At 58.2% G+C, this 19,058-nt stretch carries 16 protein-coding genes; 7 read left to right on the top strand and 9 right to left on the bottom strand.

The window, feature by feature from the left end:
- Window positions 1-12 precede the first annotated feature (12 nt).
- Window positions 13-1,740: a tyrosine-type recombinase/integrase gene (locus tag AC1DYF_RS16020; RefSeq protein ID WP_477877729.1), complete on the top strand. Its 1,728-nt coding sequence runs from the start codon at window positions 13-15 to the stop codon at window positions 1,738-1,740.
- A 293-nt stretch (window positions 1,741-2,033) separates the two neighbouring features.
- Complete coding sequence (locus AC1DYF_RS16025; protein ID WP_477877730.1) at window positions 2,034-2,318, top strand: hypothetical protein; 285 nt, start codon at window positions 2,034-2,036, stop codon at window positions 2,316-2,318.
- A gap of 115 nt (window positions 2,319-2,433) precedes the next feature.
- Here the strand turns inward: AC1DYF_RS16025 and AC1DYF_RS16030 are convergent, their stop codons facing one another.
- The 5 genes from AC1DYF_RS16030 to AC1DYF_RS16050 form a co-directional block, all read right to left on the bottom strand.
- Entirely contained in the window at window positions 2,434-3,381 is a 948-nt protein-coding gene (locus AC1DYF_RS16030; RefSeq protein WP_477877731.1) for a hypothetical protein, read from the bottom strand.
- Window positions 3,382-3,490: 109 nt separating this feature from the next.
- On the bottom strand, window positions 3,491-4,339 hold the full coding sequence (locus AC1DYF_RS16035) for a hypothetical protein (protein WP_477877732.1): 849 nt from the start codon (window positions 4,337-4,339) through the stop codon (window positions 3,491-3,493).
- A gap of 869 nt (window positions 4,340-5,208) precedes the next feature.
- Window positions 5,209-8,472, bottom strand: a complete 3,264-nt coding sequence (locus AC1DYF_RS16040) for an error-prone DNA polymerase (protein ID WP_477877733.1) — start codon at window positions 8,470-8,472, stop codon at window positions 5,209-5,211.
- Window positions 8,473-9,987: a Y-family DNA polymerase gene (locus tag AC1DYF_RS16045; RefSeq protein WP_477877734.1), complete on the bottom strand. Its 1,515-nt coding sequence runs from the start codon at window positions 9,985-9,987 to the stop codon at window positions 8,473-8,475.
- Complete coding sequence (locus tag AC1DYF_RS16050) at window positions 9,908-10,669, bottom strand: ImuA family protein (protein ID WP_477877735.1); 762 nt, start codon at window positions 10,667-10,669, stop codon at window positions 9,908-9,910. The genes AC1DYF_RS16045 and AC1DYF_RS16050 overlap by 80 nt, the downstream gene beginning before the upstream one ends.
- Window positions 10,670-11,232: 563 nt before the next feature.
- Here AC1DYF_RS16050 and ku (AC1DYF_RS16055) point away from each other — a divergent pair.
- Genes ku (AC1DYF_RS16055) through ligD form a run of 3 tightly spaced genes read left to right on the top strand, consistent with a single transcriptional unit; the run spans window position 11,233 to window position 13,991 of the window.
- Window positions 11,233-12,129, top strand: a complete 897-nt coding sequence (gene ku, locus AC1DYF_RS16055; RefSeq protein WP_477877736.1) for a non-homologous end joining protein Ku — start codon at window positions 11,233-11,235, stop codon at window positions 12,127-12,129.
- Between the two features lie 15 nt (window positions 12,130-12,144).
- Window positions 12,145-12,951 carry a non-homologous end joining protein Ku gene (gene ku, locus AC1DYF_RS16060; protein ID WP_477877737.1) on the top strand — a complete coding sequence of 269 codons (807 nt, stop codon included), beginning with the start codon at window positions 12,145-12,147 and terminating at the stop codon, window positions 12,949-12,951.
- Entirely contained in the window at window positions 12,948-13,991 is a 1,044-nt protein-coding gene (gene ligD / locus AC1DYF_RS16065) for a non-homologous end-joining DNA ligase (RefSeq protein ID WP_477877738.1), read from the top strand. The genes ku (AC1DYF_RS16060) and ligD overlap by 4 nt, the downstream gene beginning before the upstream one ends.
- An 80-nt stretch (window positions 13,992-14,071) precedes the next feature.
- Here ligD and AC1DYF_RS16070 read toward each other — a convergent pair whose 3' ends face one another.
- From AC1DYF_RS16070 to AC1DYF_RS16085, 4 genes are all read right to left on the bottom strand, one after another.
- Complete coding sequence (locus AC1DYF_RS16070; RefSeq protein ID WP_477877739.1) at window positions 14,072-14,329, bottom strand: hypothetical protein; 258 nt, start codon at window positions 14,327-14,329, stop codon at window positions 14,072-14,074.
- 123 nt (window positions 14,330-14,452) lie between these two features.
- Complete coding sequence (locus AC1DYF_RS16075; protein WP_477877740.1) at window positions 14,453-15,430, bottom strand: 3'-5' exonuclease; 978 nt, start codon at window positions 15,428-15,430, stop codon at window positions 14,453-14,455.
- Between the two features lie 112 nt (window positions 15,431-15,542).
- On the bottom strand, window positions 15,543-15,767 hold the full coding sequence (locus tag AC1DYF_RS16080; RefSeq protein WP_477877741.1) for a hypothetical protein: 225 nt from the start codon (window positions 15,765-15,767) through the stop codon (window positions 15,543-15,545).
- A 799-nt stretch (window positions 15,768-16,566) separates the two neighbouring features.
- A complete protein-coding gene (locus tag AC1DYF_RS16085; protein WP_477877742.1) occupies window positions 16,567-16,869 on the bottom strand; it encodes a YdhR family protein in 303 nt (100 codons plus the stop codon).
- A gap of 156 nt (window positions 16,870-17,025) precedes the next feature.
- Here AC1DYF_RS16085 and AC1DYF_RS16090 point away from each other — a divergent pair, with 156 nt between their 5' ends.
- Entirely contained in the window at window positions 17,026-17,733 is a 708-nt protein-coding gene (locus AC1DYF_RS16090) for a winged helix-turn-helix transcriptional regulator (protein ID WP_477877743.1), read from the top strand.
- A gap of 658 nt (window positions 17,734-18,391) precedes the next feature.
- Window positions 18,392-18,640, top strand: a complete 249-nt coding sequence (locus AC1DYF_RS16095; RefSeq protein ID WP_477877744.1) for a hypothetical protein — start codon at window positions 18,392-18,394, stop codon at window positions 18,638-18,640.
- The last annotated feature ends 418 nt before the right edge of the window (window positions 18,641-19,058 follow it).

Consider the following 19,058-nt stretch of genomic DNA (forward strand, 5'->3'; position numbering starts at 1 on the left):
AGGCAGGCTAGTTTGGGATCAATCTCTAATGTCGTTCGCCGTGGACGATCCTATCAGTTCCGTCGTGTCGTACCTATCGAATTGAGACGATTGCTTAAGCGGCGCGAAATGGTTCGGAGTCTTGGAAATTGTGACGCAAAAACGGCGCGGATTTTTGCCGACCAGCTATATTGGCTGTCCGAACACATTTTCGAAATCGCCCGGACTTCTCCCATGCTGACACAGGACCAACTGGCACGTCTCGCCCAAAGTTTCTACAATCATGTTCTTGAGAAGGAACATGCTGCCCGCGCCAACGGCGCATGGCTCACGGAGGAAGGCCGTGTTGCTCGTGGAGCATATTGGCTCAATGTATCAGAGGAAATGAGGAAAACACTCGGGAGCAACACCCTGGAAACGGGTCAGCTCACCGCTCGTATCGCGGCCAAACTCGCAGGCTTGGATTGGGCTGCGATGAGCGACCGTGAGCGCCATCAATGCAAAGAGGCAGTCCATCGCGCTGGCATTGACTTGGCTCAGGCTCTTCGGGCGAGATACGAAGGCGACTATAGTTTCGAGCCTAGGGACAAACTTCTCAAGCATGTGCTGGAGCCAGAGTCCGCGCCCTCTCACCGGGCCGACGCCGTGAAACCTGCTTCAGTACACGCAAACCATCGCGTAATGTCATCGGCATACCCCCACGTTGTGGAAGACCAGGTTCAGCGCGGCAATTGGACTCAGCAAACGGCAAACCAGGCCGAGGCTTCTTATGAGCTCTTCGTCAAGATCTGTGGCGACAGACCCCTCCGAGACTATTCGCGTTCCGATGCCGGCAATTTCCGCCGCACTGCGGAGCGCCTGCCATCAAATTACAGCAAGGCCGCAGTGTTTAAGGGAATGGAGCCAAACGAGATCGTTGTGCGTTTCGAAAAGCTACCGGAAGGGAACAGAGCATCGTACTTAACGCAAAAGACTATAAAGCGGCACTTCTCAGCACTTTCAGCTTTGTGGGCTGAGGCAATAGCTACGGGCGAAGCCGAAGCAAACATTTTCTCCGATTTTAAGTTCACCGCCACGAAGCGCGCAAAAGACGAACGCAACCAATGGGAAATGGTTGATCTGAAGGCACTGTTTGCATCGCCAATATGGTCGGGTTGTCTATCGGAAGGGAGGCGCACGCAAGAGGGGCACCTCATTGTTCGGGACGAAAAGTTTTGGGTGCCGCTTATAGGCCTTTACAGCGGAATGCGCCTCGAAGAAATTTGCCAGCTTCGCACCGACGACCTGCGCAGCCAAGACGATGTTTATTTTTTCGATGTCAACGACAACGCGTCGCGACAGGTCAAAAATTCAAATGCTGTCCGCCGCGTGCCAATCCATCCAGAACTCATCAAACTTGGCTTTCTCGAATATGTCGCTTCCTTTGGCACAAAAGGCTCACGCTCAATTTTTCCGGCACTCAAACCCGGGGGAGCGGATAAAAAGCTTGGCCATGCTTTCACCAAGTGGTTCACCAGATATCGTCGCGACATCGGTGTTTACCGGCCCAAAGTGGATTTTCACTCCTTGCGTCATACAGCGACGACGTTCATGCATCAGGCAAACGTCCCTACCATGGTGATTGATCATCTAACCGGGCACAGCTCGCAGGGTGAAACTGCTCGCTACACAAAGGGTTCTACCCTGGAACAACTTGCGGCGGCAATCGGCGCTATCGATCCAAAGCTGGATTTTTCTCATTTATATCCGGATGAACGGTGACGGTGTCACTTGCACTTGAACGTGCATCCGACGCCCCGCTGCGGCACCATCAAACGCTATGACACCTGCACAAGATCATCCTCGTCAACCTGACGTGCGATAAGCCATATAGAACAAGAATTCGCCTGAAACCAACCATCTGACCAACTCACTGACTGACCGACTCACTGACTGACCGACTTACCTACCTTCCCTCTCTCTTATCCCCTTGCCCGCCAGTATTGGGATTGATGAAGATTGTCTTGGCGGCTTTTAAAATGAGGTTTCAGATGCAAGAAAACACACGATGCACAATGGAAGAAGCGACTACCACGCTGGCCCGCCAAAAAATCAGATTTGTCAAAAAGACCGCCTATCAAATCAAAGTTGGTCAATTTAATTTCTACCCCAACAAGGGCACGATCTACATTGATGGCCAAAAAGAAGCTCAAGCGCGGAAAGGCCTTGAGGAATTTATCAAGCTGCTGCGCCGCGCCCGCCTGGCCCCGGAAAAGCCAGTTGTCCAAAACGCAAATGAGCTCTTTACAATTACGCTCGAAAAACCACCGGAAGACCTCGAATATGCGTTCGACGCGTAGCGAGATCTCCAGTGGAATTCTAATGTCATAACCGCCTGGAAACGCTATGCTTTTCCGGGCGTGGCTCGCCAAATCGTCCACCTAATTTTCCGAAATTGAATTTCGGAAAATTAGGCTAGACAGTTATGCTGCCAATAACCTCTGCGTTGCGGCACCGCTCCTGGCGGTTAAAAGGTTCCGCCTCCCAAGCATCATACACCTCTCCATAACAGCGAAGCCGGTAAAACGATCTAAACCCCAGCTCGTTTTGCACTTTCGAACTCAATCTGTGGCTGATCTGAGCTAGTTGATGCACGGGCACAAGGACAGTATCGCATTCATTCGGGAACGGCTTGAAGATGTCACGTATCGACAAAAACGTACCGTTGTCGCGCGGAAATCCCCAGTTCGCCGAAGCCGTCTTAGTCAAATAACGAAACAGCTGGCGTTGTAGAGATGCTTTCTGGGCCAGGCTTGGTGGATGTTCGATCCGAATGACGATCGCTTGGGGCTGGACTGGCCCAGGACTATGCTTCGTCCACCATTCAACGGTTTTTGCTCTGAATGGAGCGACGGCCGCTTTCGGAACAACGCAGAGCTGGTGTGCATGACCACCCATGTCCCGTCCATATTCTAGCACGGACAGCCAGTAATGCGCATGCGGCACGACCTCGAGCGAACGCCGGCTTACGCGCTGCATCGCTGCACCAGCGGCGGCCCGCCGCGATACTGTCACATCTCCGCCGAACAGACAGCGGTTCATTTCCTTGTTGAAGTCCGTTATCTTCTGACTAAAGTCCAGCCACTCTGTAAAACCGAGACAGCCAGCGTTGATCGTCAGGTGGGCATTGAAGAACAAGCCTGTTTCCCAGATCAAAAAAGACGCGGCATCGTAAAGGCGCCGCACTTCATCTTTCAGTTCCGTTTTGCGGAGCTTCCGCTTGTTCACCCCCTCCCCATGATTATCATCATGCTGAGAGCCGACCATGGCGGCGGTTGGTGTCGGCTGAAAAGAGAAATCTACCTCCGTGATATACAGCGGTACTTCGGCAGTATGTAGTTCATCGAGCATGTTTTCACCCAATTTGCGCATCCGCACGACTATAGGCGTTGCCGGGCACGTCCGCGCCCGGCAACGGTTCATGGAGAGCACGTCGATAGCGCACCACTTCTGAGAGAGGTCGACGTCACGTCTATAACGCTGCCAGAGTGAGGACCCAATTAGGGTCGCGACCCTTAGACACCAGATATTCCTTCAGTTCCCAACCGTATGGAAACTCAGAGCAGCGATCAGGCTGGTGACCAGGAAAGTTCTTCCGTTCCCGATACGAAGCTGCTAGCCGGGCCGAGGTCCAGATCATCCGACAACCCATAGTATCGGGGCGACCATCGACGGGACGGACGAGTTCTTCCAGGGAGTTCACGATCGACATATGACGATTGTAGACGCCCTTGTGCGAGACCATGGAATCCACAAACTTAATGCCCTCCGGCTGAAGCCAGCCCGGCGAGTGAGCGACCCACCACCGGCGGACGACATCGTAGAACAGGTCCAAGTCATCTTCGGGCACCACGTTGGCTTGCCGCGCTTGCCAACTCCCTGAAACACACGATGCTGTGGCCAACGAATGATATCGATCCGCCCGGACGATCCGCCAGCGCTTTCGACTTGTCGAATAACGCTCCAGACGCGTCGCGGTATGCTCCCAAGGGAAGAGGCTGCGAGCTTCGCGATGCCACTGGCCAAAAACACCCAAAAAGTAATCCCGGTTCAAAAAACCCATCTTTTCGCTGTCGAACTCAATCTCGACGTTGAAAAAAGAACCGTGGTGCCACGGAAGAAACGAACCAGCCTCCCGAACTTCGGACTCTCCAGGCGAGACTGTCGACGCCCATATGTGAGGGGCCTTCACGAACTGCCGGCGCGTTCGCGCCCAGGTCGCTATGGGCACGATTGCCACGTTGTCGTCGAAGTCAACTTCACGAATGTTGTTAGAAATTGCGGAGACGGTATTCGTCCCCTCGCGTTGATGATGGGCCATTTGGCTACTCCATATCAATCGCGGCACCCATTCTAGCGACGCCAGAATTTTGTCCGCAATCAATATAGCGTTTTAGGGTACTTCCCCGTAGCGATTCACATAAGAAATACGTGCTGTTGCATCAACGCAACAAATATTCGCTCGCTCGAGACCAAGCTAGCATATCTTGTATTTCGTGCCGGAAGTCAACGCACTAGCGCAAGATTTCACCAAATCTGATCACCGCGCAGGGGTGTAGCCGCGGCTTATAGGTTTCGCGCTGTTAGTGCATTCATTGAGAACCACTTATCCCAGGCATTCGAAGCTCTTACTGAAGGTATCCTGCCCAACCCGGAGAGGGGGCACGTCGCCCATACAGATCGACCGCTCAAGGCATGGGCAGCTCACACACACACACACTCCCTCTTCGTTTGGTGCATTCGACGTCGCGATCGTGCCGTGTTCACTTCCGCTGCCTTCGGATGAACAACCTGAGCGTTCAAGCGAATAGAGACGGCCTGACAATCCGGACGTCGCGCCATCCGCGCCAAACGCTCCATGACCCATCGCGAAATGACCTGTCGACTCGGTGGTCTTTCATCTACATGCCCGCGATCCCCTACCGCTTCCGCCAAGGAGAACTCCCCCTTCTTCCGCCTTACTTCCTCTTCGGCCTAACTTCCCTTCCTACTACTTCCTCGCCCCTTGGAAATCTCTACCCTTGTCCCGCTGGACAGGTGCCACTTCAGCGACGCTGCCGCCTTTAATGGGCAATTGGGTTCGCAACAGTTTCGAAGTGAGGCCATGCATCCTCCGACGGAATGATCTGTTTGCGGACAATCCGGGGTTAGTAAAGAACCGCACACCCGAACCAGAGTTCTTCAAGGCTGCTACTGAAAATTCCGGCTCTTGATCTTCAACGTGTCGATATGAAGATCCGGCACGAATATATCTCTTGCCCGAACCCCCGGAGGCACTATCTCGCGTGATTCCGGACTTCGAAGCGAGCCATCGGCAAACTCATCTCCACGGCCGGTCGGGAGATGGAACGCACCGCCGCGCCCGGCCAGGCTCGACAGATCGGCCGAGAGATCAAAGAGCTGCTGGGCAACGAGATGAACCACCTCCCCTTCGCGCTGAATTCGGCCGTTGATCGCCATCATGCTGGCGCCGAGCACCACGCTGCGCGAGCGCTCAAAGAGCTTTGGCCAGACCACGACATTGGCAATGCCGGTCTCGTCCTCGATGGTGATAAACATCACCCCTTTCGCCGAACCCGGCCGCTGGCGCACCAGCACGAGGCCGGCCGTCATCAGCCATCGACCGTCACGCGCCGTCATTGCCTCGGCGCAGGTGATTATCCGGCGGCTGGCGAGGTCGATGCGCAGGAAGGTCATAGGATGCTGCCGGAGCGTCAGGCCGGTATGACTATAGTCCTCGATGACGTTGTGGCCGTCGGTCATTTGCCTGAGCTCAACCGCTGGTTCCTGCTGCTCGGCAATGGCCCGCGCCTCGCGTTCGGCCGCGGCGGTGAAGAGAGGCAGCGGCTCGTCTCGCAGCGCCTTGATCGCCCAAAGCGCGTCGCGGCGCTCGAGCCGCAATGAAGGCAGGAAGGCATCGGCTTCGGCAAGCTCGACGAGCGAGGCAACCGGCACGCCCGACCGCCGCCACATATCATCAGCTGATACGAAGGGCTCATCGGCGCGAGCCGCGATGATCCGCGCCGCATCCGCCGTCGCCAATCCGCGGACCATTCGCATGCCGAGGCGCACCGCGTGTTGGTCGGTATCATCGATCCGCTCGAGCGTGCAGTCCCAGCGCGACCGGTTGATGCAGACGGGACGGACCTCGACACCATGCGCGCGTGCATCACGGACGATTTGCGCCGGCGCATAAAAGCCCATCGGCTGCGAGTTCAGCAGTGCCGCGCAGAAGACGTCCGGGAAATGGCATTTCACATAGTTGGAGGCATAGGCGATCAGCGCGAAGGAGGCGGCATGGCTTTCGGGAAATCCATAGGAGCCGAAACCCTCAAGCTGGGAGAATGTCTTCTCGGCGAATTCCTGTGAATAGCCATTCTTGACCATGCCGGATACAAGCTTGTCCTTGAAGCGCGAGACGCCGCCGGTGAACTTGAAGGTCGCCATCGATTTCCGCAGCTGGTCGGCCTCGCCACCTGTAAACCCCGCACATACCATCGCCACCTTCATCGCTGACTCCTGAAACAGCGGCACACCGAGCGTCTTGTGGAGCACCGCCTCCAGTTCGGGCGTCGGGTACTCGACCTTCTCCTTGCCTTCGCGCCGGCGAAGATAGGGATGGACCATGTCGCCCTGGATCGGCCCGGGGCGGACGATCGCCACCTGGATGACGAGGTCGTAGAAAGTCCTAGGCTTCATGCGCGGCAACATCGACATCTGCGCCCGGCTTTCGATCTGGAATGTGCCGAGCGTGTCGGCCTTGCGGATCATCGCGTAGGTTGCCGGGTCCTCCTGCGGAATGGTCGCCAGATCGAGATCCTGATGCTTGTGCTCTCTGATCAGCGCGAAGGCCTTGGCCATGCAGGTCAGCATGCCGAGCGCCAGCACGTCGACCTTCATGAACTTCAGCGCCTCGATGTCGTCCTTGTCCCATTCGATCACCTGCCGGTCGACCATGGTTGCAGGCTCGATCGGCACAAGATCGTCGAGCCTGTCATGGGTGAGCACGAAACCACCGGGATGCTGGCCGAGATGCCTCGGCGCCCCCATCAGTTGCCCGGCAAGTGTGAGCGTCAGGGCAAGTCGCCGATCCTCCGGATTGAGACCGAGGTCGCGCACCTGTTGCTCTCCGACGGTTTCCGACCAGGACCAGAGACCGGAGGAGAGCGCCTTGATCAGGTCTTCGGGCAGGCCAAGCGCCTTGCCGACATCGCGAATGGCGCCCTTGGCGCGATAGCGGGTGACGGTCGAGCAGAGGGCCGCCTTGTCATGGCCATAGGTCTTGTAGATCCATTGGATCACTTCCTCGCGCCGCTCATGCTCGAAGTCGACATCGATGTCGGGCGGCTCGTCGCGCTCCTGAGAAACGAACCGCTCGAACAGGAGATCGTTGGTTTCGGGATCAATCGAGGTGATGCCGAGCACATAGCAGACGGCGGAGTTCGCGGCCGATCCCCTGCCCTGGCAGAGAATGCCCTGCGATCGTGCATAGCGGACGATCGAGAAGACGGTCAAAAAATAAGGCGCGTATTTCATCGTTTCGATGAGAGCGAGCTCATGACGAATGGTCTTCTCGACATGCACTGGCAACCCCTCGGGGTAGCGCGTCCTGACGCCTTCCCAGGTGTAATGCTCCAGCGATTGCTGCGCGGTCATGCCCGGGATCAGTGCTTCCTCGGGGTATTGATAGACCAACTCCTCGAGCGAGAATTTGCAACGCTCGACGATCTCCACCGTCCGTGCCAGCGCTTCCGGATATCGGGGAAACAGACGCGCCATTTCTTCCGGCGGTTTGAGGTAGCGGTCGGCATGCCGCTCGCGCTCGAAGCCGACATCGTCAATGGTGGTGCCGGTGCGGATGCAGGTGACCACGTCCTGCAGCTGGCGCCGGCCGGCCTCGTGAAACAGCACGTCATTGGTGACGACGGTCTTCACCCGATGCTTCGCCGCTAGGTTTGACAGCTCATGCAGCCGCAGTTGATCGTTGGGGCGCCGACGCAGGCAGAGGGAGACATAGGCCCGGTCGCCAAAGAGTTCCGCCATTTTCCGGAGCTGCACGGCGCAGGTCTCGTCCGGCATGTCAGGCACGAGAATGCCGATCAGCCCTTCGGCATAGATCGCGACGTCGCCGAGGTGCAGGATGCAGTTGGCTTTCCCTCCCCTGCCCTTGCCCAGGGTCAGCAGCCGCGTCAATCGGGAATAGGCAGCGCGATCGGTGGGATAGACGAGGATCGACATGCCGTCCTGCAGATCGAGCCGGCAGCCAACGACGAGCCTGAGGCCCGTGACGCGCGACGCTTCGAGCGCCCGAACGATGCCGGCGAGGCTGTTGCGGTCGACGACGCCGAGCGCTTCAGTGCCCAGGAGTTTGGCGGTGACAAACAGCTCTTCCGCCGAGCTCGCGCCGCGCAGGAACGAGAAATGCGTGGTGACCTGAAGCTCGGCGTAGCGCATTTAGGCAAACACTCCGTGCAGGAACCATTTGTGGGAGCCGGTGTCCGCATCGACGCCATCGCCGGAGCGGAAAATCCAGAAGCGCTCGCCCACCTCATCCTCGACAACAAAATAGTCGCGGACCGCGATCCATTCGGAGCTGCGTTGCCACCATTCGCCCAAGATCCGCTCCGGGCCGTCAGCACGCCTCACCTTTCGCCGCTTGCCACGCCAGGTAAAGGAAACCGGTGGATGGTCGGGCAAAAGCGCAATCACCTCAATTGCCTCCGGTCGCGTCAGAAGCCGCGACGGCCGTGGCCAATGGAGCGGCCAGGTGGCGCCACCCTCGTCGGCGGTCGGCGCGATCCGCTGGACGCTGCGCTCCGGGACGTCGCTTGCCACCGGCGCGACCCGGAAAATCCGCTGGCCGCCACGATTGCCGAGTACATCGATCAGCGGCGTCACATCGGTCACCTGCTCCTCAATGAGCGAGGATGAGGACTGAGTTTCCGTCAGCGGCTCGGCGATGATGGCCGCCAGGCTCAGTTTCTCGATGCCGAAGCCAGGCTCGATCCTCTCGATCCGATCGCGGAACAGTTTCGTCAGCCAGGCGATGTCGCGAACGGGCTTGGCCGTGCCCGCCCGTAGCGACTGAAGCGTGTTGTCGACGCGGTTCACGATGAGATCGGCGCGCCGCACACCAAGTCCCCGCTTCTCGAGCGCCTGGCAGAGTTGCCGGACGAGACGGCCCACATATTTCTCGATCGTTTCCGGTGCGCCGATCGGTTCGGCAAAGGATTTGTGCACCTCGACGATATCGACCCGTCGGATCGGATCGATCGGCTCGGCGAGACGGCCGAACATCTGGTCGAGACGCCGTCCTACCTCCGGACCGAAGCGCTGGGTCAGCGGCGCCCGTGGCGTGTCGGCAAGATCGCCGACGGTAGCGAAGCCGAGAGTGCGGAGGCTTGCAACGATCTCAGCCGTCAAACGCAGCGACGACAGCGGCAATCGGGTGACGGCTTTTGCTGTCTCACCGCGCGGGACGATGATCGTCTCGCGACCTATGGTCCGAGCCAGCGCATGTGCGGCACCCCAGCTGTCGGCGATCGCCGCTCGCGCTGCGAGACCGCGGCCGCGTAAGCGATTGACGAGGCCCGACAGCATCATTTCCTCGCCACCGTGAAGATGATCGGCGCCTTCTGTGTCCAGGACGATACCGTCCGGAGGGTCCATGGCTGTGACAGGGGAATATTGCGACAGTACCCAGAGCGTCAGCCGTTCCAGGGCTGCGAGATCTGCCGCCGGGTCGGCGTCAACCATAATGAGCCCCTGGACTAAGGCCTGCGCCTTCGCCGCCGGCATACCGATACGAAGGCCGAGCCTGGCCGCTGCCAGATCGGCTGCCGCAACCCATCGCTTCGAACCGCTCCTGGCGATGACCACCAGCGGCGTGTCAGGAGACAGCGAAGGATCGGCCCGCCTGATCCGGTCGGTCGGCAGTGTCGGAAGAAAGACAGATACGACCCTGGCCATCACATGCTCCGATGATGAATTCTCCTCCCTCGCCTGCCCTGACCCGCATCAGTTCCGCGAGCCAGCGCGCCCGGCCCATGCCCGGCACGGGAAGCGGCTCGGACGGCAGCACCGAGATGCGCCAACGGGTCACCGCGGCCGTCGGCATGCCGAAATCGGAAGCTTCCGTCTGCCGCCGCCAGCGGCGGATCACCAGGCCCAACGTGCCCGACTTCTCCGCCGCAAGCTGCAGCCGGCGCGAGGCCGTCATCGGCAGGCGCACCAGTTCGGCGACCACGGCTCCAAGCCCGCCATAACGCAGCGCCTCCTCGAAGCTTGCCAGCACCGTCTCCTCCTTGTCGCACTCGACAAAGATGACGCGGTCGGGGTGAAGGCCGACTTGGGCCAGGGCTGGAAAGAAGAGATCGAAGCGTGTGAGGCACCAGACGACCTTGCCGGTGGTGCGGGCCGCGATGCCGCCAATGAAGAGGGCGGCGGCCGCGCCATCGATCGCACCATTGCCACCACCGGCGACTTCATGCAGCGCCCCATAAGCAAGCCCTCCGCCGGGCAGCTGCGCGTCAATCGCATCCACACCGAACGGCAGGACCGTGCGAGCACGCATGCCCGCCCCTTCCAGGCTGGCGATCTTCTCGCGTAGCTCGGCGACAACGGCATTCGAAGGCGCGGTGGCTGTCGTCATGATCTCCTGTAGGGCAACCCGTTTTTGACTTTGGTAAGAGTGATATGTTCTTTATTTGTTCTAAAAGCGAAAACGAGTCAATGCGCACCTGGCGCGCTCAAGTTGAACGAACGGGCGACTTCGAAGGAATCTATGAGGGGATTCAATCCGATGACAGAATTGGGAATTTTTTCACACGGCTGGCAACGCCGGAAGGCTTGGTGTCGAAACATGGCGTGTGCCAGGCCTTGCCTCCTGTTCGCGTCGTTGCGCATGTCGGCGGAGAGCGATCGCGAGACATCGACGCTCTTCTTGACCCTGCCCTTCGTGTCGCGGGGGACAGGCCATTTTCCAGTGCTCGTGTCGATCATTTCACGCTTGCTGACGGCAGGACTCCTTGGAGGTTGTCGCACCCAAAAAGCGCGCGCTGATGCTAAATGACTCATGGAATCATAAGCCTAAGCGGGACTCGCACAACTTGCAGTCAGATGGCGCTAAGTCATTGAAAAATGATTCGTTTCGAATCGGAACGATTCGCGGCTGATTCGCTTGAATCGCCTGAGTTGCGTCTGGAGTATGAGCGTATGGTAAGCCCGAGAGCCAATTGGAAAGGCTTCATCAAGTTCGGAGAAGTCTCCTGTCCGGTGGCGCTCTATACGGCTGCGTCCTCGTCCGAACGGATTGCCTTCAATACGCTCAACCGCACGACCGGCAATCGGGTGAAACGGGAATTCATCGACACCGAAACCGGCGATCCGGTCGAGCGCGGGGACCAGGTCAAGGGCTACGAGGTCGAGAACGGCCAATATGTCGTGCTCGAACCCGAGGAAGTGGCTGCGGTCATTCCAGAGAGCGACAAGACCTTGAAGATCGAGGCCTTCATCCCCTGTTCGCAGATCGACACTACCTATTTCGACAAGCCCTATTACCTGGCGCCCGACAAGATGGGCAAGGAGGCCTACCTGCTGCTGCGTGATGGGATGAAGGAGGAGAAAGTCGCTGGCATTGCCCGAACCGTCCTCTTCCGGCGGATGCGCACTGTCCTGATCCGGCCGCACGGCAAGGGGCTGATCGCCTCGACGCTGAACTTCAACTATGAGGTCCGCTCGTCGGAAAAAGCGTTCGAAGACATGCCGGATCTGAAGATCGAAGGCGAAATGCTCGAACTCGCCGAACACATCATCGCCACGAAGAAAGGCAGTTTTGACGCAAGCACCTTCGACGACCGCTATGAGGCTGCCGTCGCCGAACTGGTGAAAGCCAAGATCGAAGGCCGCGCGCTCCCGAAGAAGAAGGCACCGATTGCGTCGAAGCCCAGCGACCTCTTGCAGGCACTGCGCGAAAGTGCCGGAGTGGCCGCCAGGGAGACGAAGCCGAAGCGCACGGCCGCGAACGCCAACCAAGGCGCGCGGCGCGAGAAGACCGCAAAGACTGCCGCAAAATCGAAGCAGGCCGCGACACCAGCCCGGCGCGCCGGTTAAGGGGAGGATGCCGCCATGGCTCTGCGTCCCTATTGGAAAGGCTATCTTAAACTCTCGCTCGTCACTTGTCCGGTTGAGATGATGCCTGCCACATCCGAGAGCGAAAAAGTCCGCTTCCACACGCTCAATCGTAAAACCCAGAACCGCGTCGTCAGCCATTACGTCGACTCCGTCACCGGCAACGAGGTCAAGGAAGAAGACGAGGTCAAGGGCTACCAGCGTGGCGAGGACGAATACGTCATTCTCGAAGACGAGGAGCTCGAAAACGTCGCCCTTGAGACCAGGACGATCGATATCTCGACATTCACGCCACGCGATAGCATCGAGTGGATCTGGCTCGAAACGCCCTATTACCTTTCCCCAAACGATCCAGTCGGACAGGAAGCGTTTTCCGTCATCCGCGACGCCATGGAAGCGCAGAAGATGGTCGGGATTTCCCGGCTGGTGATCTCGCGCCGCGAGCGCGCCGTCATGCTTGAGCCCTGCGGCAAAGGCATCGTATTATGGACGCTTCGCTATGGGGATGAGGTCCGCGATGAAGACAGCTATTTCGAGGCGATCGGCGACGAGAACGCCGAACCGGAAATGATGCCGCTGGTTCAGCAACTGATCAGAAAGCAGACGAAGGATTGGAGCCCTAAAATGGTCGTCGATCCGATCCAGGAGCGGCTGCTCGACATCATCGCGACCAAGAAGAAGGCGCTGAAGAAACCTGCCCAGACCAAGGCTAAACCTCAGCAGTCGTCGAAACCCAGCAATGTCGTCAACATTATGGACGCCTTGAAGAAGTCGGTCGCGGCCGAGAAGCGGGCCGGCCGATGAGCCGTCGCGCCAAGCCGCTGCTGCAGGACGAGCAGTTTCTCAAGTCCAGACCGACGCGCCCGCGCGATCCGGCGCAGCCCAACCTCCCATTCGATCCGATGCCTGAGCGCATCGAGCCATGCCTGGCGCGCTTGGAAAAAGTGCCGCCGAAAGGTCCAGACTGGTCCTTCGAGGTGAAATGGGACGGCTATCGTCTCGCCATCCATGTCGAACCGAAGGGCGTTCGGATCATCACACGCGGCGGCCACGACTKGACGCACAGGTTTCCGGCAATCGCCGACGCGGCAAAAAAGCTCGGCGTCGGAACCGCGATCCTCGATGGAGAAGCCGTCGTGCTCGACGAAGAGGGGCGTTCGGATTTCGGAGCGCTGCAGCGCTCGCTGGGTGGACGCGGCGGCAAGCGCTCATCAGAGGAAGCGGTGCTCTTCGCTTTCGATCTCCTCTATTTTGACGGTCACGATCTGACCGGAACCGAGCTCTCCGTCCGCCGGCATCTGCTGGAAGATTTTCTTGATGGCGCCACTGGTGCAATCCAGCTGTCGGACGAAGTCCATGGCGATGGCGCCGTGCTCCTGGCACATGCCTGCTCGCTGAGGCTTGAGGGGATCATCGCCAAGCAACGGGACCGGCCCTATCGCTCTGGCCGCACCGGCGACTGGCTGAAGATCAAATGCGTTCAGAGCGAAAGCTTCATGATCGTTGGCTACGAGCAGTCGACCGCCGCCCGCGGCGGCATCGGCAGCCTGCTGCTTGCCGGCCGCAAGGGGCATGACTGGGTCTATGTCGGCTCGGTCGGCACGGGCTTCAACGCCAAGGATGCGGAAGAGCTGCGCACGATACTCGACAAATTGAAGACCAAGCGGCCGGCGGTGCCGCTCAAGGGCAAGAACCTGGTCTTTGCAGAGCCGACATTGATCGTTGAGATCGAGTTTCGCGGATGGACCCATGATGGCAATCTGCGGCACGCATCCTACAAGGGGCTGCGCGAAGTCCAGGACAATGCCGCGGTCTTCGACATCAACGACAGGCCGGCTGGCTGAAGAAGAACAGGACGCTCAATCGTTTCGGGGAGCGCCCTTCGCTACGGGGCGGAATAACCATCTACTGCATCAAGCCAATTCTAAAGACCATTGCTGATCGGAAACATGTCTTCGCCGTAGTGGTGAAGCCGCGTGTGATGAAGCCGGCATAACCATCGCACCCTCAACGGCTCGTCATACTGATCGTGATGCGCATCCACTGCTTCGGCGCCGCAGACTTCGCACGTTTGCTTTTCGAGCTCCCCCGCTTTTACCGCTCGTTGCACGGCAAGATGAGCGTCATACTTGCCGGGATTAGCACGACGCCAATTCGCTTGGCGGGTATCGGTCTTCAGCATCGTTTCATCCTGCCATTATGATCGAGGGTGGAAGATATCTTGTGTGGCTGTATGCCACCGCTACGAGATATAGTCATGTTCGCAACAGCCGACGATCATCGCGACGCCGCCGAGACCGACAAGCTATTTTCGCGCTCTGAAGCGGTCGAAGGCTGTCAGCCGCTGGAGTGGAGGATCGGCATCCGGCCAGCGGTAGATTTCCGTCCTCAGAAAGTGAAGCTCCTCATCCAGGTTCTCTTCGGCGATCTCGATCCACCAGGATTTGGGGCGGCCATCGCTGCCATCGGCCCAGCGATATCCCCGTGCCTTGAGATGATCTTTGAGATCGAAAGGTGAGTTTTCCGCGAAGATGCGGACGCGCGAGCGTTGGCTCGCCTGATAGAGCTCGGCAAACGCAGAACGCTCGGCGCCGTCTTGCACGCCGACGAGCACCTCAAGCAACGCGAAGCAATCGTCGACAGCGCGATGTCCGTCGTGGAAATAGCCGCTCTGCCCGATCAGATAGCCGAGCTTGGTTCCTTCATAACCGCGACTGCTCCAGTCGATCTCGGAAACCGAGCACGCCCATGCTTTCCGCGCGAAAAGGTCGTTGAGGGCTTCACAGAACGGCCTGTCGAAACCCGCATTGTGGGCGATGATCAGATCGGCCGGTTCGACGATGGCTCGCACCGCACCAATATCGAAGACCTGGCCGGCAACCATCTCGTCGGTGATCCCAGTCAGTTGCGTGATCTCGGGCGGGATTGGAGCTATTGGTTGCTGCAGGCCACCATAAACGCCGATGACGTCGCCGACGTCGCCCGTATCATTGAACGTGAAGGCTACCAAGCCGATTTCGATGATTTCGTGCTGGCGAGGGTCGAGACCTGTGGTCTCGGTGTCGACGATCGCGCCGATCAACGGGAAACCCGGTCGGCGGAAATCGGCGATCTGGCGCGGATCCAGCTTCCTCAGAATCCGATACCGACCCGTCGCTTCGAGGGCACGCAGCATTTCCTCTTCGGAAAGATGCGTGGGCGATGGCCGCGGCTTCCGAGGCGTCTCAAGTTTGATGACGCGCGGCCGCTCGCCGACGGTAAACATATCAAGCTGTGATGCCATTTCACCTGACCGTTTCGGCGGATGCTACCGCAGGGGAATGTTCAAGAGAAGTCTGCACCCGTATGCCGCTTAGATAGCGCACAAGAAATCGGGCCCTGCATTGTCGGAAAGACTATTTCAGTTCGAAGCGGCGCCGGGCTTCTTCGATGCATTCTGCCAGTAGCCGATCAGGATCGGTCATACCCGAGCGGTAACGGCACATCACCAGGTCGGCACAGTCCTGGCGCGTGTCTTCGCAGTCAAAAAACCAGGGCAGAGCTATGATCGCCTCATAAACCTTCCGCACCTGCTCGAACTGAGAGGGCGCAATCGGGTTGTTGATTTCTTCAACGCTCATGAACTACCCATTCGACACTGGGATACAAATCGGACGAGCGATCATAGTTCAGCAACCCTGAATTTAACGTGAATGCGGGGTGCCGGTGATTACAGGTGAGGTCACGGCGCAGTCTCAATGCGGAGTCCTGGCAACAAATGCCTCGAGCGGCAGGAAGGCATAAGTTTCCCTCCTCATCGCTCTGCGACTGACTGTTGATTTTCGCTTCGATTTGAACCGTATTTCTGCTTCGCGCTGATCCACGTCGCGGCTCTGAAAGCCGCGAGACATATGACAAATTTACGCGAACTGCTGGTAAGCGAGAAACGGCGTGGTGGATCAATTCATGCTGGAAACCAACACTGGCGATCTCGATGCTCCTGTCGAACACCGGCACGGCTATTTCGGGCTCCGCATTTCCCCGTAGACGGCCGATCATATGCGCGAACCCGGCAGCATGGAACGTTTCGGGAGCGCCTTTGCGCTGCCGCAATCCACCGGGCACGAGCACCATGTCGTCAAAATGATACCCATCCATCGGGAAGTTGGCAGCACTGCCAGCCGATCGCGCATTGAGTTCGGCGTCGAGTTTCTCTGCAAGGGCGGATTTGCCGGATCCTACCTCCGCCTGTGGTCCGCGGGTTCCTTCCTCGGGGACTTTCGTGCACCTGCCGGCGCCCGAAACTCTTCACGATTGCGCACAGTCGAGGCTCGGGTTGCCAAACCCTGCAGCAGTCGTTTCCTCGCCCATGATACGCCTGCTAGCCCTCCCGAGATAAGGAAGTCGTTTCCTGCTAGTCCAAAGGTGGCTTCGAGAAATTTATTTCAAGGGACCACGTGTGATGGCGGTGAGGTCCGGAATCACGTCGAACGCCTTGATGCTTAGTGTCGGATCACCTTTCATCTCTGCAATGATTGGCCCATCCATAAAGGCTTTCACCGCAGTGTCATCGTCGAAAAGGTAGATTCCGCCGGCTTCGCTTTTGCCCTCGTTTATGATCCAGACCTTCCAGCGCAGGCCAGGCAAGTCTGCGATGGGTTGAGCATAAGGCCGATTTTCCGTCTCGTATTCGGCCCTCGGCCCGTTAAGCTTGTAGTTGATTTGCAAGATCTTGGCCGACATGTCTTTCCTCCCTCCAGGTGTGGGGTCCCTCGAATGTCGATCATTGTGACCGCAAAATGCGAGCAGGCCCAAGAGCAGTTTCGGAAGCGTTCCGCTTCAGATTGTGAACTGGTCTTAAGCGCTCGTAAGGACTAACATGCGAGGCCGGGGGCGGTCATGGCTCAACGACCTTACGGACTAATCTGCCCGATCTCGCTTGCTTGTGAGATCCTGGAACCACGCTGGACCATCCAGATCCTTGCGGAAATCTGGAACGGCTCGACCCGCTTCAACGACATTCGCAAAGGGGTTGGCAACATCTCCAGCGCCATCCTGTCGAAGCGGCTGAAAGAAATGGAAGTGTTGGGTCTAGTCGAGCGCATTGAAGACAAGGCCGCGGGCACTATTGACTATTTCCGCACCGAGAAGGCGATTAACCTCGAACCGGCCATGAACGCGCTCGCGGAATGGGCGCAACGCAACATCGACGCGGAGACCGCGCTCAGTGGTGCGGATGCTTCCACCATCATGTGGGCCGTGCGGCGACTGATCGTCATAGCGAAGCTGCCGCGACGGCGCGCCGTGATCCGCTTCCATTTCCGCGATGATCCCCCGCCAAGGTATTCCCATTACTGGCTTGTGGTCGAATCGGGCGCAAGCTTCCCCGAGCTATGCTCGCTCGACCCCGGCCGAGACGTCGACCTTTACGTCGAGACCGACGTTGTTTCACTAGGAGCTATCATCGAGGGCCGCTCCAACATCGAGCGCGAGAAGGAAAGGGGCAGCTTTTTCTTGAGCGGCAACCCCGTACTCGTTCGAAGTTTGCACCGCTGGCTGCGAACCTCGGCATATGCGGGGTTCGAGGGAATCGACCAGCTGTCTTGAAAGGGCGGAACCTGTCCCATGGCCAACGAAATCAAGCCCGGCCCGACCACGCGAAACGGCAAGGTAGTCATTGAGCGTCCCGATGGTGTACACCAACGGTATTGACGTGACAGAGACGCGCTTCGAAGAGGGTTCAGGTGGCGCGGGTTTCGGATTTTCGTGGCTAAGTGAAATGATAAGACGATGCATGTTAAAAGCTGTGAGCCCCGCCTCGTATCAGAACTGCACCCGATCAAACTTGAACGTTTGCGCTGGATTGCGCGACGCATTCCGCCATCCGTCGTTTCCACCTCGCCGACAAAGCGGATCTCTCCGTCCCGCTCCGCCTCGGCACAGCAACAGCAATAGCATTCTTCCCAAGACCGATTCCGACAAAACCTTCTGAATAGCTACCACGGCGATCCTCCGGTGATGAGGATCGGTTCGGCCTATCCAAGCAACCCTCGGAACACCAGTGTAGGGCGAGCCACCTTAGCTGCGACAACGACATATGGCCTCACGGCGAGACGTCACCGTCGGTCTGCTCACGCAGATCGCTTTTGGTAGTAAGCGAAAAGTGTGATTGATCGATAGCGTACAGACGGGCCGGAGCGGCTTGTTTCTGTAGCAGGCGGTGAAAATCTCCTTTAAAATGCAGGCGACGAGCAGGGAGTGGGGCATGTATACAGAAGAACAGCACACAACGATCCGTCCCGACGAGTTCCGGATGGTGCAGAGTATTTTCAAACAGGTGGCTGCCGAAGATTGGTTCTCGCGTGATCCTGAGCGGCAACGCGTCTTCGGCGCCTTCCTGTTGCGCGCTTTTCAGGGCGGACTGGTCGACCGCGTACATTTGTACGACTTAGCAATTCGTACTGCCCGTGAGAGTTTTGCGGCCGCAAAAGAGTTCAGTGACAGTGTAAACTGACTTTTAGGACAAGTCGCGTTGCGGCGGCGTAGACTGATGGGAGCGTGGCGATCGTAGCCGCTTACACAAGTGGCAGTGGTTACGTCAGCGCCGCCCGGGTCGATCAGCTATTCGACGTCCATTAGACGCAAGCATTCGTGGTTCAGGGTTGCTGAACTGTCATCGCAATTCAAGCATTTAGCCACCGATCCACTTAAGAAAGGACGCACAAAGTGTCCGTCCCGCCGCCGATCAACAGGTTGCCGCAGTCGGCGTTCGCACGGTTGTCTCTAGCCCGAATATCTCACACTATGTTGGTGCATCGGGGCTGAGAATCTGAGAAAGTTGTTTTACCAGAACGACTTAACTCAGGTTCAAAGGAATCCCCGATGCCGGCAGAGTGTAGCGCAAAATCATTCGAATTTGCCAGCATTGAATC

The sequence above is a fragment of the Rhizobium sp. P2_G9 genome, assembly GCF_056403475.1.

Bases quoted from the DNA above. Each gene is read 5' to 3' on its own strand.
- AC1DYF_RS16025 (WP_477877730.1), top strand. From the start codon at position 2,034: ATGGAAGAAGCGACTACCACGCTGGCCCGCCAAAAAATCAGATTTGTC.
- AC1DYF_RS16035 (WP_477877732.1), bottom strand. From the start codon at position 4,339: ATGGCCCATCATCAACGCGAGGGGACGAATACCGTCTCCGCAATTTCT.
- AC1DYF_RS16040 (WP_477877733.1), bottom strand. From the start codon at position 8,472: ATGCGCTACGCCGAGCTTCAGGTCACCACGCATTTCTCGTTCCTGCGC.
- AC1DYF_RS16045 (WP_477877734.1), bottom strand. From the start codon at position 9,987: ATGGCCAGGGTCGTATCTGTCTTTCTTCCGACACTGCCGACCGACCGG.
- AC1DYF_RS16050 (WP_477877735.1), bottom strand. From the start codon at position 10,669: ATGACGACAGCCACCGCGCCTTCGAATGCCGTTGTCGCCGAGCTACGC.
- ku (WP_477877736.1), top strand. From the start codon at position 11,233: ATGGTAAGCCCGAGAGCCAATTGGAAAGGCTTCATCAAGTTCGGAGAA.
- ku (WP_477877737.1), top strand. From the start codon at position 12,145: ATGGCTCTGCGTCCCTATTGGAAAGGCTATCTTAAACTCTCGCTCGTC.
- AC1DYF_RS16070 (WP_477877739.1), bottom strand. From the start codon at position 14,329: ATGCTGAAGACCGATACCCGCCAAGCGAATTGGCGTCGTGCTAATCCC.
- AC1DYF_RS16075 (WP_477877740.1), bottom strand. From the start codon at position 15,430: ATGGCATCACAGCTTGATATGTTTACCGTCGGCGAGCGGCCGCGCGTC.
- AC1DYF_RS16080 (WP_477877741.1), bottom strand. From the start codon at position 15,767: ATGAGCGTTGAAGAAATCAACAACCCGATTGCGCCCTCTCAGTTCGAG.
- AC1DYF_RS16085 (WP_477877742.1), bottom strand. From the start codon at position 16,869: ATGTCGGCCAAGATCTTGCAAATCAACTACAAGCTTAACGGGCCGAGG.
- AC1DYF_RS16090 (WP_477877743.1), top strand. From the start codon at position 17,026: ATGGCTCAACGACCTTACGGACTAATCTGCCCGATCTCGCTTGCTTGT.
- AC1DYF_RS16095 (WP_477877744.1), top strand. From the start codon at position 18,392: ATGTATACAGAAGAACAGCACACAACGATCCGTCCCGACGAGTTCCGG.